This is a genomic window from Acinetobacter sp. RW6, from assembly GCF_041956835.1.
Classification (GTDB): Bacteria; Pseudomonadota; Gammaproteobacteria; order Pseudomonadales; family Moraxellaceae; genus Acinetobacter; species Acinetobacter calcoaceticus.
The window spans coordinates 1,307,051-1,324,806 of the sequence record NZ_CP167121.1; the positions used below are offsets into that span (position 1 = coordinate 1,307,051).

Consider the following 17,756-nt stretch of genomic DNA (forward strand, 5'->3'; position numbering starts at 1 on the left):
TTCTTTTTTTTTAATTCTCATTCTGAAAAAAGCTCAAAACATACTCTTCTTAACCATTGATTGCTTGGAGGATAAGAGACCACAAATGGTCTCTTTTTGCTCTTATCCCAAAATACAAATGAGTTATTTCTGAGTTGTATCCACAGAAACTAAAACAGATAAACCAGGACGCAACAACTTAATATCCGGTTGGTTCTCAACAAGTTTGATGCGTAACGGAAGGCGCTGAACAATCTTGGTAAAGTTACCCGTCGCATTCGTTGCAGAAATTGGAGAGAAAAATGCGCCCGTAGATGGTGAAAAGCTATCTACTACACCTTTTAACTCAACATTATAAGCATCTACATAGATATTAACAGGTTGTCCGATTTTGATTTTTTTTAACTCAATTTCGCGAAAGTTTGCTTCTACGTAGACTTGATTTAAAGGTACGACAACCATTAATGGATTACCAGCGCCAACAAAGTTACCGACGTTGGCAGACTTCTGACCAATCATGCCATCAATAGGCGCATGAACCTCTGTATAACTCAAATTTAGTTTTGCTTTATCAAGGGCGGCCTGTGCCTGTTTAAGGGCAGCTTGTTTAGCTTGTACTTGAATCTTGTATTGGTTTAATTGATATTGCGCATCGATTACTTTTTCTTTGCTGCTGTCTAAGTCGGCATATTGCTCAGTCAATGTGGTTTTTGACTGTTGCGTAATTAATCTAGATTCCGCCCCAAGAGCTTGTAGCTGCTCATAACGCGCCGTGTTGTCTTTAGTAAGTGTAATTCCTGCTTCTACTTTTCTAAGCTGAGCTTCTGTTTCTCGAATAACAGTCGGTTGTCTATCAACTGCGAGCATTGCTTCGCTTAAGTCCGCTTGTGCTTTTGCATAATTAGATTCAGCTTCAGCCAAAGCAGCTTGATAATCACGTGGATCAATGCGAGCTAAAAGTTGTCCTTTTTTTACAGTCTGATGATCTTTAATATAAATTTCTTCAATATTGCCAGACACTTTAGGGGCAATGGTTGAGTACTCTACATCCACACGTGCATCGTCTGTTTTAACAATCGAAGAGGGTAAAAATATAAGTTTTAAAACCCATAAAATGGATGCTAAAACGATGATGAATGCGATAACCATAACCCAATGCTTTTTGAGATATTGCACCTTTGTTAACTTAGGTGGTTCGATGTTGGTGGTATCTAGGGCTTCGAGAGTACTCATAAAGATTTTCCTGAGTTATGACTATTCATTAACTTAATGAGAGCAATACGTGGCGGATAAGTTCTAACGGGCAAAATCAGCATAACGATCAATAAAAACGCAGCCAATCCCGCTAAAAGTAGATATTGATCGCTAATGACTAAAACAGATTGCTGCACTTGAATCGCAGAATTTAGAGCAGATAAACCACCTGAAACACGTTCTGCGCCATTTTCAGTCAGTACAGGTGGGGTAAGAGGGTTAATAACAGGGCCTTGAATATTTTGGAAAACATGTTGGGCTGTATTTTCAATTAGTCGTGTTGAATGATATTCACCGCGTACTCGGTTCACCCAATCCAAAATACAAACGCCAAGTACGCCACTAATGGCACGTGGGGTATTAATCATTGGTGAAGCATAAATTGCCATGGTTGGATGTACGCTGTTTGTACCCATCATGAGCAACGAGAGCACTACACAGGTTTGCCCTAAACATGAAATGGCATGCCAAAAATAAAATTGATCTTGATTCCATGTGGTGTCGAGTTGACTTGCACCTAAACAGCCAGCAATCACCAAAAGCAAACCAAAGCCATGCACATATCGACTATCGACCCAAGCTTGATTTAAAAGCTTAACGACAATGGGAATATAGATAAATTGCAATGCCGCAATTTGTAAACCAATCCACATGGTTTGGGTAGGTTTATAGCCATGCACAGCACTCAGGTAATTGAGCGGTAATGTACTTGTCGACATCCCAATGATTACAAAGCAAAACAGTGCAAAGATAGCGTAAGCAAAATTTCGTATTTCGAGCATTTGCGGTTTAATTAATGGGGATGGAGAACGCCATTCATGTATCAAAAATAACGGTAATGTGATGACACTTATTAAAGCCAGTACACAAATTAATTTGGAATGGAACCAATCTAGATGATTGCCATGTAACAACATGGTGCTCAGGCTTGCCAAGCTAACAATGGCTAAAATAGCGCCTGTCCAATCGTAAGTCTTTATTCTTGAATAATTTAAAGGGTCTTGAGGAATTCCAAAATAAACCAGCGCAGCACTTAGCGCACAAAAAGGAATGGTTTGGAAAAATATCATTTTCCAGCCAATCACATCTAAATAGAAGGCAGAAAGTGCAGCACTTAAGTTGGGAAAGAATGTTGCAGTTAATGCGTAGCAGGCTAAGCCCCATAGACGAATATCTGGCCCCAAAAATCTGAGCGCACATGCCATGAGCAAAGGAATAGTTAAACCATTAGCAAGACCTTGTAAGGCGCGTAATAAATAAAATATTTCGATATTTGGACTAAAAGGAATTAAAACACTAGAGAAGAGGCAAAGCCCTATAGCAAAAAGAAGAACTCTCCGCATAGAAAAAATGACCGCCCAACTGGTGGAAAGTATCATTCCAATAATCATGGCGCTGGCATAAATACTGTTGACCCAATAACCCGAGTCGACACTAATTCCCATAGCTCCACGTATGTCGGCTAAGGTAATGCTGGTGATTCGGTTATTAAATTCGACAGTCATTGCAGCAAAAATTGCACCTGCCAAACCGATGAGGGGGCGTATATTCATCTTTTACCTTAAATTTTAAACACAAATTTATGCATGGAGCAGGCATTGCAATTAACTGTACCGATCGGTACTCTACTCTTTAATTAAATTTACGTCAATTCTCGATTTTGAACTTTTCGATGAGTTACACTACAAACGAAGTCGCTAAAATTGTTATAAGGTCACTATGTCTGGTTCATCGAAAGCTAATGAAAAAGATCAAAAAATTCTGGATGCAGCAACAAAATTTTTTCTGACTCATGGCTTTAGCGGCACCACAACAGATATGATTCAAAAAGAGGCGGGTGTTTCAAAAGCAACCATGTATGGCTGTTATAAAAATAAAGAAGTGATGTTTGCTGCCGTGATTGAACGACAATGCACAAACATGCAAGAGCAAATTATATTAGTCGAGACAAAAGCTGAAAACCTACGTTCTGCTTTAACTGAAATTGGAAAAACTTATCTGTGTTTTATATTATCGCATTCAGGTTTGGCTTTTTTTAGGGTATGTATTGCAGAAGCAGTCAGGTTTCCAGAGTTATCTGAAAAATTCTTTCAAGTTGGCCCACAGCGTCTTGCTAATATTATTGCGGGTTATCTTGAAAAATCAGCCAAAAATGGTGAAATTGAGTTAAATTCTTCTTCAGATGTCGCTGCGAATATATTTTTAGCGTTACTACGAAGTGATGCGCATCTTAAGTGTCTTACACATCCTAATTACGTCATATCGGATAGTGAAATTAGTTCTTGGGTTGAATATGCAGTTGGTTTTTTTATGAAAAATATCAATTACAATGAGAAGTTAAAATAAGTTTATAAGTACTTCTAGTCTCAAAATTGATAAGAATAGTTTCTATTTTTTGCTTATTTAAGAGTAAAACAACTTGATATTTAATCTATATGGATTATTCTTTTTCTTTAAAGGTTAATGCCTAAGAATGGGGATATTTTCTTAAGTTAATACCATTAATTTTAACTTGTACTGTGGAAGCTAATGAGTAAACAAACTAAAGAAAAATTGATAGAAGCAGCCATCATTCTTTTTTCACAAAATAATATTGAAACGCTATCAGTACAAAGAATTAATGAAACTGCTGGAGTTGCAAATAAGTCAGCTCTTTATTACCACTTTAAATCAAAATGGGGACTCGTGGAGGCTGCATTAGATCATGTTATGCAGCCTTATGTTATTGATAGTTTAGAGTTATTAAATGCTATTCCACCCGATAATGTACAAGTTTCTGATGTTGTAGATGCTTTAATGAAACCTATGATAAAAATACTTTTACAGCATAATGGCATTCATTACATAAAATTTTTCTCTAAAACGATTAGTGCCGGAGATGAAGGGCGCGTTATTGTTGCAAAAACTTTAGTACCTATTTCCAATAAAGCCGTAGGTCTATTACAACAAGCTTTACCAGATGCAGACCCTAATGCGATTTCACTTAAAGTACTTTTTACTTTTAACATCATTTTAAATGTGATCAGTGATGTTGGAATTGAGCATTTTTGGCCAACAGAGGTTAAAGATCATAAACTAATCGCCAAATATCTAAAAGATTATATTGAAGGTGGAATTCGTTTTAAAGTAGATCATTTTTATTCATAAGCCTCAAAAAATTTCCTATCTTTCACTGAGTAAGCATCGCTTCATCTCACCCTACATTTTTTATAGAACCAGTTTAGATAGTACGGTTTGAACTCTACTCTCTTGTGTAATCAGAATTGATAAAACTTTTTCTGTAGTGTTGATATTTTAATAAATGTTAATAAATATTTGATTTTATTTAAAAAAATAATTTTATTCATTGTTGATAAAAATAGCTTGATATTTAATCTAGTTGGATTATTATTTTAATCTAAATGGATTAGATCTCGAAAAAATTCGAGATTAAGAAATATAACAAAAAATCAAGTTTGTATCGCTTGGTCAACATGGAAAAGTATTATGGAAAAATTTAATCAGTTAAGGATTGCAATATTATTGACGGTGATCGGCTCTGTGGGTTTGAGCGCGTGCAATGATAGTGATGATTCTACTCAGGTAAATAAACCAACAAACCCAGGAACTGAGTTAACAGATTGCATGTGGCAAGATTCTGTAACAAGTAAACAGCATACGGGAGAAGACCCGTTAAATTATGCGTTTCCTGATTCTAATGTAACGTATTGGTCATCAGAATTTACGGTTCCAGAAGGTGCAAAAGTAATGATTGATGGGGATTATCCTTATTCGCGTCACTTTTCATTGGTGAGCTATACCGCAAAAGGTGAGCGAGTTAATTCCCTATTAGATGCAGCCATTTTACCAAATCAAGGTTCAATCAACCCGTTTGTAGTCGGGAATAACCGTCTTGGCAAAGCGCGTAGTTACTCAGCACAATTGCAATTAGGAGATTTACCAAATAATCCTCTAAATAATACGTTGTATGCCCCAAAAACAGGTGATGGCAAAGTTGCCATTTTATATCGTGTATATGTACCCAACAAAAATATGGATATTAAAGGAAATGTGAGTTTCCCTCGATTTAAAGTACAACTTGCAAATGGGGAAGTTAGAAAAGGCCAAGATGTTTGTAATGTTCTACAAGTAAAAAAAGCACCTATTGATCGTATATCGGCAGTACCATTAAAAAATACTGTAGATGCATTTAACCAAAATAGATATGTGGGTTTTCCTGCACAACAGGAACCGAAATGGTACAAAGCTTTTAGTGCTTTAGATAGCTTCAAATGTATTTATAAATTCGATCCTATTACAAAACAGCCGATTGATAAATGTGAAGGTTTGGCTGTCACACCAAAACTTGGTTTTTGGGCTACACCTGACAATGAATATGTTTATGCGACAGTAAGTAGACGATTAGGTAAAGTGATCGAACTTCGAGGTAAAGTTCCAACTACAGCGAAAACTTTTAATAATGATCCGTTTGTTCAAAAAACAGATGTACGTTATTGGTCAATTTGTACAAATGAAGTGATTTCAACCGCGACAAATTATTGTCTCTATGACGAAAATATTCAAAAAGTAGATAAAGACGGTTTCTATACCATTGTTGCTTCGTTACCAGAAGATCGACCAGCGAATGCACGAGAAGAGTGTGGCGTATATTTCCTTGAGCTAAGCCCTCGTGGTTCAGGCTATACAGCTGAGGATGGTAAAGCTTTCGGTCACTCAGACTTTGGTTTATTTATTATGCGTAATTTATTACCTGATAGCGCTTTTGCTCACGCCGTTCAGAAGGTGAAAGTACCGGGTGAAGAAAAAGCAGTAATGGGTGATTATTTGCCAGACATTCGCTACACCTCTAAAGACGCTTTTGAAACAAAGGGTTGTTCTTAAAATCTAGATGTAAAGAAAATCAACCAATCTTTTAATGAAAGATTGGTTTTTTCTTTGCTCAATAAGAAGGTTTAAATCAATAAAAATATTCCCAATCTTTATGGGATAAACAGCATATAAAATATTAAGGAAATTTTATGAAAATCAAAGTACTAACGGCTTCATTGTTATGCACTTTATCATTTAACACATTTGCAGAAACTAAAGTAGAGAAGGCCGTTATTGACTCCAATGCCTCTTACGGTAGTAAGTACAATCTACAAGATGCTGATGAGTTTAAAAATGCTGAAAAGGGTTTTATCGCTAAACCTACTGGCCAAATAAAAAATGAGCAAGGAGATGTAATTTGGGATTTTGATGCATTTAATTTTATTAAAGATCAAGCTCCCAATACTGTAAATCCAAGCCTGTGGAGACAAGCAAAATTAAATAATAATGTTGGTTTGTTTAAGGTGACGGACCGTGTTTGGCAAGTTCGGGGTTTTGATCTGGCAAACATGACCATTATTCAGGGGAATACGGGCTGGATCATTGTTGACACTTTAACCTCTAAAGAAACTGCTGAAGCGGCTATTAAATTTGCAAGACAGCATTTAGGTAACCAGAAAATTTCAGCGATTGTTTTTACGCATAGCCATGTTGATCATTTTGGTGGTGCTCTCGGGGTTATCTCTGCTGAAGAATTGAAGCAAAGAAAGATACCCATTGTTGCTCCTGAAGGATTTATGGAAGAAGCGACTAGTGAGAACATTATGGCTGGGCCAGCCATGAGTCGCCGAGCAACTTATATGTATGGTACATTTTTACCTAAAAATACAGAAGGTTTGGTCGATAATGGTTTAGGTAAAGCGGTAGCAGTCGGACAAATCGGAATTTTAGAACCGAATCAGTTGATTACGCAGAAAGAACAAAAATTAAATATCGATGGTTTGGATTTTGTATTCTATAACGTTCCAAGTTCAGAAGCGCCGTCAGAATTAACTTTTTCCATTCCTTCACTTAAGCTTTATAACGGCGCAGAGATTCTCTCCCATACGCTACATAATCTTTATACCCTAAGGGGTGCTAAAGTACGCGATACGTTAAAGTGGGTCGGTTATCTTAACCAAGCTTTAGTGCAAACCCAAAACTCAGAAGTTTTTATTGCCCAACATCACTGGCCAGTTTGGGGGCAACAAAATATTCAAGACTTTATTAAGACACAAAGAGATGTCTATAAATTCATTCATGATCAAACTGTTCGTTCTATGAACTCTGGTTTAAATGGTGCTGAAATCGCAGAGAAGATTAAACTGCCACCAGAGTTAGACCAAAAGCTATATGCTCACGGCTATTATGGAACCTTAAAACATAATACAAAGGCTGTATATCAATACTACATGGGTTGGTTTGATGCCAACCCGTCAAATTTAGACCCTTTACCGCCTAAAGATGCTGCAAAGAAATATATTGAACTGGCAGGTGGAGAGGCGAATGCTTTAAAAAATGCTCAGCAAGCTTATGACAAGGCTGAATACAGATGGGCTGCGGAAGTTCTAAAACATTTAGTATTTAATAACCCAAAGAATTTTCAAGCGAAAGAATTGCTGGCAAAAACTTATCGACAATTAGGATATTCAGCGGAAGCTTCGACTTGGCGTAATTTCTATTTATCGGGTGCACAAGAATTACAAGGCGTTACTCCAGTTAAGAATACTTCGGATTTATTAGGTTTATTTATTCATACGCCGACTGAAAAATTTCTTGAAGCGATGGCAACCAATCTGGATGTTGAAAATTTAAAAAATGAAAATCAGTGTATGAACTTAGTCTTGACCGATACACAAGAAAATTTTTCATTACGGATTGAAAACTCGGTCATGCTCTTTGATAAATATGACAGCGATAATCTACCTACAAACTGTCCAACGTTGAAGCTGACTAAACTTTTATATTTAAAGTTAATTACAGGTGAAGTGAGTGGTTCGAAAGTTTTATTTTCTAAGGAAAGCGAAATAAAGGGCAATCCGTTAAAAATTGGAAAGTTCTTTTCTTTATTTAAAAAGTCTACCAATATTTTTCCAATTGTGACTCGTCCAGAAAACTGAAACGATCAAAGATAGATTCCTAGGAAACTTAAGCTAAAGCATCCTTTAGCAATGATTTCAACTGATCTAGATCTGGCAGTACCTGATATACCTGACAATCAGGTACTGCATTTTTAACTTTATATAAACCAAATTATGAGATGTGCTGGTGTAAATTTGGAGGTTCTAACTTCTAGTCTCTTTAAAAAGTGAGCGTTACGTGAGAAGAGTAATTTTAGCTGCTACATTAAGTTTTGCCGTACTAGGTATGCAAGGTTGTCTTTCTTTGCCTAATAAAGTTGATGAAAAACCTGCTGAAAATAAAAATGAGTATTTTTCAGAAATTGTTAAATTCAAAGGTTTAAGCCAAACGCAAATTTATGATGCTTCTAAAAACTGGCGAAACAATGTTGTGGATTATGTTTCAAGTCGAAAGATTATTCAGGCAGATGAAGTAAATAAAGTACTGACCATTAAAGGACATGCAGGGCTAAAATTTGATAATTGTATGGACTGTCTAAGCAGAAATATGATTAAGGTAGCGGACGATTCTTTTAATTATATTTTGAAAATAGAAGTTAAAGATCATCAAGCTAAGCTTACTTTTAGCAATATAGAACCTCGTGACAACCGTAATAATCATTTTTATAAAGATAAAAATGCATCCATCAAAAATCAATTAAAGAACATTGTGGAAGACTATAAATTTCATATCTCACATCCGAATGCTCAACCTGTAGGCGCGAGTCCAATGTAGTTTTCTATATATTGGCTTTTAAAAAAATATAGTTGAAGAGGCCCCACATTGGCTCGTGAGAGATAAATGTCTAAGAAAAATAGGCATTTATCTTTGCTAAGTAGGTGATGTATATCTCTTTAATATAAAAAAAATAAATATTGCATATAAATATCTTGAATAAATATTGATTTCCTGTATGCTTAACTTAACTAGAAAAAAGACTTGTAGTAAATCTTCTTTAAGTATCGCAGTTTTAGTCATAATCCTTCGTTTTTTTCAGATCTTAAGCTCAATTCGTTATTATTTTTTCAAAGTTATATTTGTCATTTTAAAATGACTCAAATTATTAAAATCAAAGGATATATTATGTCTAATACAAGTAATGGTACAGTAAAGTGGTTTAACGAAACTAAAGGTTTCGGTTTTATTCAACAAGAATCTGGTCCAGATGTGTTTGCCCATTTTAAAGAAATCGCTTCTTCTGGCTTCAAAACTTTATATGAAGGTCAGCAAGTAACTTTTAATATCGCTCAAGGCCAAAAAGGTCCAAGTGCTGTGAATATTATTCCACAGTAATAAGCGATAAATAAAAAAGCCCTGAATATTCAGGGCTTTTTTATTTATTCTGAATCAACTTTTACCTGACGATGGATTAATCTTAATTCTAAATTTTCTAAGCTAACGACCTGATCATTTGAATCGACCAGCTTTAATTTAAGTAAATCATTTGTATTTTTGTGGAAAACTTTAACCACATCTTTATCAGCTTCAATAAAGTTGCTGCCAGACTCAAGCATTGCAAGTAATACAATATTTAAGCTTCTACCTTTTGGTGTGAGTAAATACTCTTTGCGCTCTCTAACGCCGATTTCCTTATAAATAGATAATTCAAATATTTCTAATTGAATAAGATGTTTTAGTCGATTAGATAAAATTTGCTTTGATATGCCTGTATTTTCTAAAAATTCATTAAATTTAGTTACCCCATAAAAAGCTTCTCTTAATAAGAGGATGGTCCACGTGTCATTCAATATTTCAGCAATTTGAAAAATTCCACACGCATCTGCCGAGAATCTAATATTTGGAATAATTTGATTTGACATTCAGTGGGGCTCCAATTAGCATGAGTCTACAATTTAGACCTAGGGTTGATTCAGGTAGCATTATGCCATTTATAAATATACAAACAATAGAAGGCTTACTAGATAAAGAAAGTAAGGCTGAACTTTTTAAGCGAATAGCAGATTTATTTGTAGAGATTGAAGGAAAGGGAAATGCTGCTTTTCGAGAGCATGTCTGGATACGAATTGATGAGTATCCTCCTGAACAGTGGCAATTAGGCCACTTACGACCAACAAAAGAGATGATTGAAATAATATCTAAAGCTAACTAACTATTATTGTTCCAGTGGTGTTCGGTGTAGAAATACCGACATAACAAACCTGAATTATTTTAGGGTAATTCAGGTTATTAAATAAATTTTAACTGTTAGAAAATTACTTCTGAAAGTTAATTTTCCTGTACTGATGAGGTGTTAAACCAAATTGCTTTTTAAAAGCCCTAACAAAGTTAGTAGACTCTTCATATCCAATCAAGGTTGCAATATCTTGAATTTTATATTGTTCTTTTGCTAAAAGTTTTTTGGCTTCTTTGAAACGAATCTCATTGAGAATTTGAAGAAAGCTTGTTCCTTGTATCTGTAAATGGCGTTTAATCGTTCTTTCAGACATATTTAAACGTTTAGCAATCTCGGGAAGAGATGGATAGTTTTTATTGAAATTATGTAAGAGTTCCATCCTTATCGAATTTTGTAAATGATATGTGGCATCTTTTACTATTAAACTTTTATCTTTTTCACAGTATTGAATAGCTTGTTGGAAGGCAACTAAATCACCTTGCGGATTGGGGTGTTTTAAATATTTTAAAGGAAAAGCTATAGCATTCCGCTTACTATTAAAATGAATTTTTGTATTTTTATTTAAAACTTCTTCATAATCTGAAGATTCACACCAATCTAGAAAAATTTCACAGTCCTCTAAATTTTCTTGAATGAGTAGTTCTAATAAATGAATTCCACCAAATAAAAGACTTTCAATTAAAAATGTTCTTAATTGTTGAGACTGCTGTTCGTCGCCTAATTTTACTGGGTGGACATCATCAAGATAAATGTATACAAGCTTTTCGTTGAAAGTCCAATTTGGTATGAAACTTTGAATGCGTGTACAGAAAAAATGTTGGCAAAGATTTAGTGCTGTTTCTACATCAACGCAGCTCAAAAAAGCAAACCCTAATGAACCATGGGCAGTTGGTCGTAAAGCATATCCATATTCTATTCCTAGCCGATAGTTACCAGTCAGCTGAAGTGCATTAGCTACTAATTTAGACCATTGATGTGCACTCATCTTTGCATCATGTTGCTTAATGTCTAATAAGGTTAGTCCTGTATTTTCTAGAAGAGTCACAGCACTAATATCGTATTTTTCACAAATCTCTAATAAAAGACGGGCATAAGAGATCGATATGGTCTCGTTAAATAATCCAAAAGGATCTTGCATATATTTAGTCTTGGCCTAAATTGATCATTAATATGGCATAACTACACCTATTGTGTGAAGAAGTTTTTTAATAACTTATAAAATAATATTTGATCATTTTGAGTTCCCCGATGTTAGATAAATATTCTTATGCCGTTGTTGAAAATCCAAGCACGATGAAACAGTTTCCTTTCAATGTAGCCTCAAGATTTTTTAATAAAGATGCACCGAATGCTACAGAAGCACAAATGGCATCCTTTAATTGCTTTAGACAAATTGGTGATCCTGTAGCAGATAATTTAGTTGAATGTATGCATAGAGTTGGATCTTCATCTAGGCATATGTTTAATCAGGCGCTTGAATATGGAATCGAAACGGTTGATAACCCACCCCAAGAACTCATAGATTTTTTTGCTGTAGTGGATGACTTCCCATATTGGGTAGATCATAAAAGGCTGGAGCGTGCTACTCGTTTTTATCAATTAATAGGTAAAGAGGCTTTTGCCATTTTTATTCCTGGTTTGGCTGTGAGTTATGTCGCTCCAGTTGCTAATCACGTTTTATTAAGATCGGGAGATCTTTATAAAAAAGCAGGAAAGCGTGCTGTAGAAACATTAAATTGGTTTAATGATGTCACTGCTCCGAATGGTATGTGCAGTCGTTTTAGTCCGGGATATAAGGCATGTATACGAATAAGAATGGTTCATGCACATATGCGAAAAGCGATGAAATCCAAAAATGACTGGGATTTTGATCAGTGGGATCAACCTATTCATCAAGTTATTTATACTGCAACAATTTTACCATTTGCCTTACTTACAACTTTGGGTGCAAATATTTTAGGCGTACTTTATGCGGAACAGGAGCGTGAAGATATTTTTCACCTGTGGCGTTTTATAGCACATGTTGTTGGGGTGCATCCTTCACTTGTTCCAACGAATGAACGAGATATTTGGCGTTTAACCTGGATGGAATTACATCAAGTTTTTATCCCTGATGAGACATCTGCCATGTTAGGAGGCGCACTCTGGCAATCCTTAGATGAAATAATACGTTTCGATCAGAATAAACTTATAGACCGTATTCAAAGAAAAATGATTCAAGATTATATTAGTACTCTTGCTCATTTAATGCTTGGTAAAGAGATAGCAAGCTCACTAACTTTTCCAAAAAAAACAATTACTGGTACCGCATTAGTTGGTGGCTCATTTGCTAAGAATTTTGTTATCACTTCAGTTGCACGCATTCTGCCTAATGGTATGGATCGTTTAGGCAAATATAAAGCTAAACAACGCAATGAGTTTATGCAACAAATTATCAAAAATACACAGGCAGATCTTAGTTATGAGAGGGGGTAAGGTAATATATTGAATAAAAGTATGGAATCTATTTAATAAAAAACTGCTTTCAGCAGTTTTTTATATTTAGGAGCAAATTCTAAATAATTAACTTATAAATTTTGAAGATGCTAAATATAAGATTCATATTGGATTGAACTTTTTTCTTGCAATGAAATCTGCAAATGAAAGGTTCTTCTTTATACGCTCTTTATATCCACCGACGGCGGAACCCCAAAAAAGCGTTTATATTCTCTAGAAAATTGCGACAAACTTTCATAGCCTACTTGCATGCTTGTAGATGAAATATCGCATTCTTCAGTGATTAATAAACGCCGTGCTTCGGTCAGTCTCATTCTTTTTTGATATTGTAAGGGGCTCATTGAAGTTATATCCCTAAAATGCTGATGAAAACTTGAAGCACTCATGCCCATTGTGCTTGCAAGTTCCTCAATACTAAATGATTTTGCAAAATTTGTTTTCAACCATTCAATGGCTTTCACAATTCGATGACCTGTAGTTCCCGCCGCTACAATGCGTTTAAGCCGATCACCTTGTGGACTCATCAATAAGCGATAAAAAATTTCCTTGATAATCAGGGGAGACAAGATTGGGATGTCTTGTGGTGTGTCTAGTAGTTTTAATAACCGTATAAAAGCATCATTCAGTTCCGAACTCACCACTCCAACAGCCATTCCTTTTTTTTCAGTATTTGTATCTTTAAAAGGAATATGCGCTTCAAGCATGATTTGGGCAAGTACATAGGGGTCTAGTCGTAGCACTATTGATAGATAAGGTTGTTCAACCGAAGCCTCAAGAACTTGAGCAATTACTGGCAGGTCAATTGCCGTAAAAAGGAAATGATTAGAATCATAGGTATAGGCTTCTTCACTGAGAATAACCTGTTTTTTCCCTTGAGCGATCATACATAGACTGGCATCCATCATACAGCTCGTTGGTTGGGTCAGTGTTTCCGCACGGAATAAAGTCAGTCCCATAATAGGCGTTTCGAATGTACCTTTTTCACGGGTCCATTGATCGATAAGTTGAGCCAGTGTTTCATTATTGCCTAGAGACATATTCGTCATTCAGATTTCACCTATTGTCATCTGTGTTTTTATTGTAGGCATTTCAAATAAGAAAAATAGAGAGAATTGCAACAATTCGGAGGATTAGGCAAATCTGTGAGAGGAATAGAACAACGTGTTACTACTTTCATTTTTATACTGATGAACATGGCAAAAAAGTCGATAGATTAAAGCCTGTTGATTCACCGTTCCCACAACATATTCACGGTTTTTCAAAATTAATAGCCGTCAATGAAGGTCCAGCCAAGAAATCGTCTTTATTTAAACATTAAACATGAGAGAAAAATATGACAATTGAAGTTCTAGGATATGCCGCGCTGTCATCAGAAACTCCTTTAGTTCCATTTAAGTTTGAACGTAGAACTCCACGTGAAGATGATGTCGTTATTCAAATTGAATATTGTGGTGTTTGTCACTCAGATTTACATCAGGCCAAAAACGATTGGGGATTTAGTTCTTATCCGTTAGTTCCGGGTCATGAAATTGTAGGGCGCGTAACCTCAATTGGCCCCAAAGTCACAAAATATAAAGTCGGTGAGTTGGTGGGAATTGGCTGTATGGTCGATTCATGCCGTACTTGTTCAGCTTGCCATTCAGGACTAGAACAGTATTGTGAACAAGGCAACATCCAAACTTATGGCGCTGTAGATCGTCATGACCAACGACCGACACAGGGCGGATATTCTCAAACCATTATTTGTAGTGAAGATTTTGTATTAAAAATACCTGAAAATTTGGATGCACAAGCTGTACCACCGTTGCTTTGTGCGGGAATTACCACATGGTCACCACTTCGCCATTGGAATATTGGAAAGAGCAGTAAAGTTGCAGTCGTTGGTTTAGGTGGCTTGGGGCATATGGCCATTAAACTTGCAAATGCTCTAGGTGCGGAAGTGACCTTATTTACCCGCTCAGCCAACAAAGAACAAGATGCAAAACAACTCGGTGCACATCATGTTGTGCTCTCAACAGACGAAGCTCAAATGAAATCAGTGTTAAATCAGTTTGATTTAATTATTGATACTGTGCCTTATGACCATGATCTTAAGCCTTATATTCCAACGTTAGCTTTAAATGGAACAATTGTGTTGGTTGGATATTTGGGTGAAATTAGCGCAAATTCAATCCCAATGATTTTGGGTAGAAAATCAATTGCTGGCTCGGTCATTGGTGGAATTAAAGAAACACAAGAGCTACTCGATTTCTGTGGTGAGCATAATATTGTTTCTGAAGTAGAAATGATTGACATGCAAAACATTAATGAAGCTTTTGAGCGCATGTTAAAGAGCGACGTGAAGTATCGTTTTGTGATTGATATGAAAACTTTATCTGATCATTAAGCTAGTTTGATCTTGACTGTGCATCTTTTTAGAAAGGTGCACAGCACATAGCTTTAATAACAATGTGAGTGTAGGTATTTATCTGAAAAGTATTATGATTTTTATTTCTTATTTATTTGAAGAAACTTCGATCACAATTTTCCCAAACGCGCCTTTAGAAAGATGGTTAAAGGCTTCAATAGCTTCTTCAAATTTATATCCATAGTTAATAACCGGTTTAATTTGATGTTCATTTAGAAACTTGTTCATACGTTCAAATGATCAGCGTACTGTGTTTTGAGAACTAGCATGTGTACCAACTTTGATACTGTATTTACAGTTTGATTTGCTACTACTGAAAAGCTATTACATGATTTAGAAGACCATCAGAGAGGATGGTTCTTTAAATAAAGTAAATCAGGTGAAGTGACAATTTGCTATGAATTTGTTAAAATTTAAAAACTTTATAACGAATGGTAAAATATTTATTGTTTTATCATGATTGTTAGGTGTTTTTTATTTTTTTGAGTATTTGTTTAAATATTGAGTTGGTTAGAATTATAAGAATTAACAGTTGTTCCTAAGTGCAAAATTTTTAGGAACTTTACAACCTTTGCATAGGTATTTTAATAAATATAAAGCTTATGCTTATTTAAATAATCTATTCGAAAAAATAAATTTTTGGTTAATGTTGTCGCTATAAATTAAATTATAGATAGTGGTTATTTTTTTGCATTAATAATGCAATTTGTGTGAAGGGTTTAGTAATTTGATTTTCAAATTTGTTTTAAAGTTTTTTTTAGCTATTTTGATAGGGATTATAATTTGTTTTTTGATTTGTGGAAAAGTAGATATTGAATGTTTGAAAGAACAGACTCGAAAGATTGTATCGTTAACAGAAAGCAAATCACAATCTAGCCTTAATGATTCTTCTTACAGAAAATCTGATATCAAACCTGATAGAAGGGTTGTTTGGCAAGCTAAACAATATTTTAAAAATAATACTAAGTCACCTGATTCTCTACAGTATCGAAATATCAAAAGTTTTTTTGGAAAAGATGGGAATAGCTATGCATGTGGAGAATTTAATATAAAAAATAGTCATGATAAGTATATTGGATTTAGACGATTTATTTTTAATGGTCATAGTATATTGATAGAAGGTGAAACTAAAATTTCCTTTGATAGCCTTATTAAGGATTTTTGCATTCTTGATAAGTTACCTCAATCTTAAAATATTATTAAATTCTTTTTTTAAAGACTTCTATTTTGCAGGACACGATAATAAATATAAGATCAATTAAATAGATATGGGAATTATTAATTCTTTATTTTAAAACAAAAAGGCTTAAATTGTTCGGATTTAGGCCTTTTGTATATTTTAATAAATAAGCGAGACAAGCATATTTTTAATAAATAATTCAATCTGTAAACCCCAAAATTTTCTGGTATAAATCTGCGAAGTAAGTTGATCTGGCCACATTATTTTCCTACTGTATAGCGTAACTTTGGTTGAGTTGCAGTCGCTGCTTTTACTACTATTGCTATTTCTGTTTATTTTTCATTTAAGAATTTCCTTAATTATGTAATTTAATGAAAAACAATAATTATTTAAATATTTTCTAGCCAAACTATACATTTTTGCCTGATATTTACAGTTAAAATTAAAGACGTAATGCTTCTACTAATAACCGAAATAAGGGTGAAGACTCACGACGGCTCGGGTAATACATGTAGTAACCTGAATAACTCATGTCCCAATCTTTTAATACCGTCACAAGATTACCTTTTTGTATTTCGGCCTCAACCATAATTTTCGGTAGCCAGACAATCCCTAACCCATCTAAACCCGCTTTTAACTGTAATCTTGCATGACTAACAACCATTGAAAACTCAGGAGATAGTGTTTGAATTTCTGAGTTTTGCTGTGAGTTTTTAAACTCCCATGATTGAATACGTTCATGACTGGGTAAGCGCAATCCAATACATCGATGTTGGTGTAGATCATCAGGAATTTGAGGAGCGCCGTATGTGTGCAAATAGGCGGGCGAAGCCAGAGTCATCATTTCTAATTCATGACTCACTTTAACCGAGATCATATCTTTATGGACATTTTCTCCCAATCGAATCCCAATATCGTAGCGATCCTTAACAATATCCGTAAAGGCATAGTCCATGGTCATTTCAAGTTGTATGTTGGGATGGTCATGTGAAAATTTCGATAATTTATCCCATAATAAAAAGTTGAGACTTATCTCAGTTCCATTAATTCGTAACTTACCGCGGGGTGAATCCCGAAATTCATTCAAGTTATAGAGCTTTTGTTCAATGCCTGTGATGAGAGGTTCAATATCATTAAGAAGTTGCTCACCTTCTTGTGTGAGGGAAACACTTCGAGTTGTTCGATTCAATAGTTTAATGCCAAGCCTTTGTTCAAGCATTTTAAGGGTATAGCTTAAGGCAGATTGGGATACACCTAATTGTCCCGCTGCTTTGGTAAAGCTCCTTGTTTGAGCAACAATAATAAAAGATTTTAAATCATCTAAATTTTCAGACATG

17 protein-coding genes are annotated in these 17,756 nt (G+C 35.0%); 10 read left to right on the forward strand and 7 right to left on the reverse strand.

What is annotated here, in order from left to right; translation table 11 throughout:
* Positions 1-123: 123 nt before the first annotated feature.
* Complete coding sequence (locus tag ACB088_RS06170; RefSeq protein ID WP_375038329.1) at positions 124-1,212, reverse strand: HlyD family secretion protein; 1,089 nt, start codon at positions 1,210-1,212, stop codon at positions 124-126.
* The gene (locus ACB088_RS06175) at positions 1,209-2,786 is read right to left on the reverse strand and encodes an MFS transporter (protein ID WP_375038330.1); all 1,578 of its coding nucleotides are present in this window, start codon (positions 2,784-2,786) and stop codon (positions 1,209-1,211) included. Before ACB088_RS06175 ends, ACB088_RS06170 begins: the two co-directional genes overlap by 4 nt.
* A 166-nt stretch (positions 2,787-2,952) precedes the next feature.
* Between ACB088_RS06175 and ACB088_RS06180 the strand changes: the two genes are divergently transcribed.
* From ACB088_RS06180 to ACB088_RS06205, 6 genes are all read left to right on the forward strand, one after another.
* The gene (locus tag ACB088_RS06180; protein WP_375038331.1) at positions 2,953-3,579 is read left to right on the forward strand and encodes a TetR/AcrR family transcriptional regulator; all 627 of its coding nucleotides are present in this window, start codon (positions 2,953-2,955) and stop codon (positions 3,577-3,579) included.
* Positions 3,580-3,762: 183 nt separating this feature from the next.
* A complete protein-coding gene (locus ACB088_RS06185) occupies positions 3,763-4,380 on the forward strand; it encodes a TetR/AcrR family transcriptional regulator (protein WP_003651867.1) in 618 nt (205 codons plus the stop codon).
* 339 nt (positions 4,381-4,719) lie between these two features.
* On the forward strand, positions 4,720-6,114 hold the full coding sequence (locus tag ACB088_RS06190) for a hypothetical protein (RefSeq protein ID WP_375038332.1): 1,395 nt from the start codon (positions 4,720-4,722) through the stop codon (positions 6,112-6,114).
* A gap of 137 nt (positions 6,115-6,251) precedes the next feature.
* A complete protein-coding gene (locus ACB088_RS06195) occupies positions 6,252-8,201 on the forward strand; it encodes an alkyl/aryl-sulfatase (protein ID WP_375038333.1) in 1,950 nt (649 codons plus the stop codon).
* A 199-nt stretch (positions 8,202-8,400) separates the two neighbouring features.
* Positions 8,401-8,937: a DUF4468 domain-containing protein gene (locus ACB088_RS06200; protein ID WP_375038334.1), complete on the forward strand. Its 537-nt coding sequence runs from the start codon at positions 8,401-8,403 to the stop codon at positions 8,935-8,937.
* Positions 8,938-9,285: 348 nt separating this feature from the next.
* Complete coding sequence (locus ACB088_RS06205; RefSeq protein WP_005040451.1) at positions 9,286-9,495, forward strand: cold-shock protein; 210 nt, start codon at positions 9,286-9,288, stop codon at positions 9,493-9,495.
* Between the two features lie 44 nt (positions 9,496-9,539).
* Here the strand turns inward: ACB088_RS06205 and ACB088_RS06210 are convergent, their stop codons facing one another.
* Entirely contained in the window at positions 9,540-10,022 is a 483-nt protein-coding gene (locus tag ACB088_RS06210) for a helix-turn-helix domain-containing protein (RefSeq protein WP_062848470.1), read from the reverse strand.
* A 62-nt stretch (positions 10,023-10,084) separates the two neighbouring features.
* Here ACB088_RS06210 and ACB088_RS06215 point away from each other — a divergent pair, with 62 nt between their 5' ends.
* Positions 10,085-10,312 (forward strand): tautomerase family protein, encoded by a 228-nt coding sequence (locus ACB088_RS06215; RefSeq protein WP_004642882.1) that lies wholly within the window; start codon positions 10,085-10,087, stop codon positions 10,310-10,312.
* A gap of 103 nt (positions 10,313-10,415) precedes the next feature.
* Here the strand turns inward: ACB088_RS06215 and ACB088_RS06220 are convergent, their stop codons facing one another.
* A complete protein-coding gene (locus tag ACB088_RS06220) occupies positions 10,416-11,474 on the reverse strand; it encodes a helix-turn-helix domain-containing protein (protein ID WP_375038335.1) in 1,059 nt (352 codons plus the stop codon).
* Between the two features lie 110 nt (positions 11,475-11,584).
* On the opposite strand from ACB088_RS06220, the gene ACB088_RS06225 reads away from it, so the two are divergent.
* Positions 11,585-12,811 carry an oxygenase MpaB family protein gene (locus ACB088_RS06225; protein WP_375038336.1) on the forward strand — a complete coding sequence of 409 codons (1,227 nt, stop codon included), beginning with the start codon at positions 11,585-11,587 and terminating at the stop codon, positions 12,809-12,811.
* Between the two features lie 179 nt (positions 12,812-12,990).
* On the opposite strand, the gene ACB088_RS06230 is transcribed toward ACB088_RS06225, so the two are convergent.
* Positions 12,991-13,878, reverse strand: a complete 888-nt coding sequence (locus ACB088_RS06230; RefSeq protein ID WP_375038337.1) for an AraC family transcriptional regulator N-terminal domain-containing protein — start codon at positions 13,876-13,878, stop codon at positions 12,991-12,993.
* 287 nt (positions 13,879-14,165) lie between these two features.
* Between ACB088_RS06230 and ACB088_RS06235 the strand changes: the two genes are divergently transcribed.
* Positions 14,166-15,218 (forward strand): NAD(P)-dependent alcohol dehydrogenase, encoded by a 1,053-nt coding sequence (locus ACB088_RS06235; RefSeq protein ID WP_375038338.1) that lies wholly within the window; start codon positions 14,166-14,168, stop codon positions 15,216-15,218.
* Positions 15,219-15,326: 108 nt separating this feature from the next.
* Here ACB088_RS06235 and ACB088_RS06240 read toward each other — a convergent pair whose 3' ends face one another.
* Entirely contained in the window at positions 15,327-15,467 is a 141-nt protein-coding gene (locus ACB088_RS06240; protein ID WP_375038339.1) for a hypothetical protein, read from the reverse strand.
* 499 nt (positions 15,468-15,966) lie between these two features.
* On the opposite strand from ACB088_RS06240, the gene ACB088_RS06245 reads away from it, so the two are divergent.
* Entirely contained in the window at positions 15,967-16,431 is a 465-nt protein-coding gene (locus tag ACB088_RS06245; protein WP_375038340.1) for a hypothetical protein, read from the forward strand.
* A gap of 430 nt (positions 16,432-16,861) precedes the next feature.
* Here ACB088_RS06245 and ACB088_RS06250 read toward each other — a convergent pair whose 3' ends face one another.
* Complete coding sequence (locus tag ACB088_RS06250; protein WP_375038341.1) at positions 16,862-17,755, reverse strand: LysR family transcriptional regulator; 894 nt, start codon at positions 17,753-17,755, stop codon at positions 16,862-16,864.
* Between the last annotated feature and the right edge of the window lies 1 nt (position 17,756).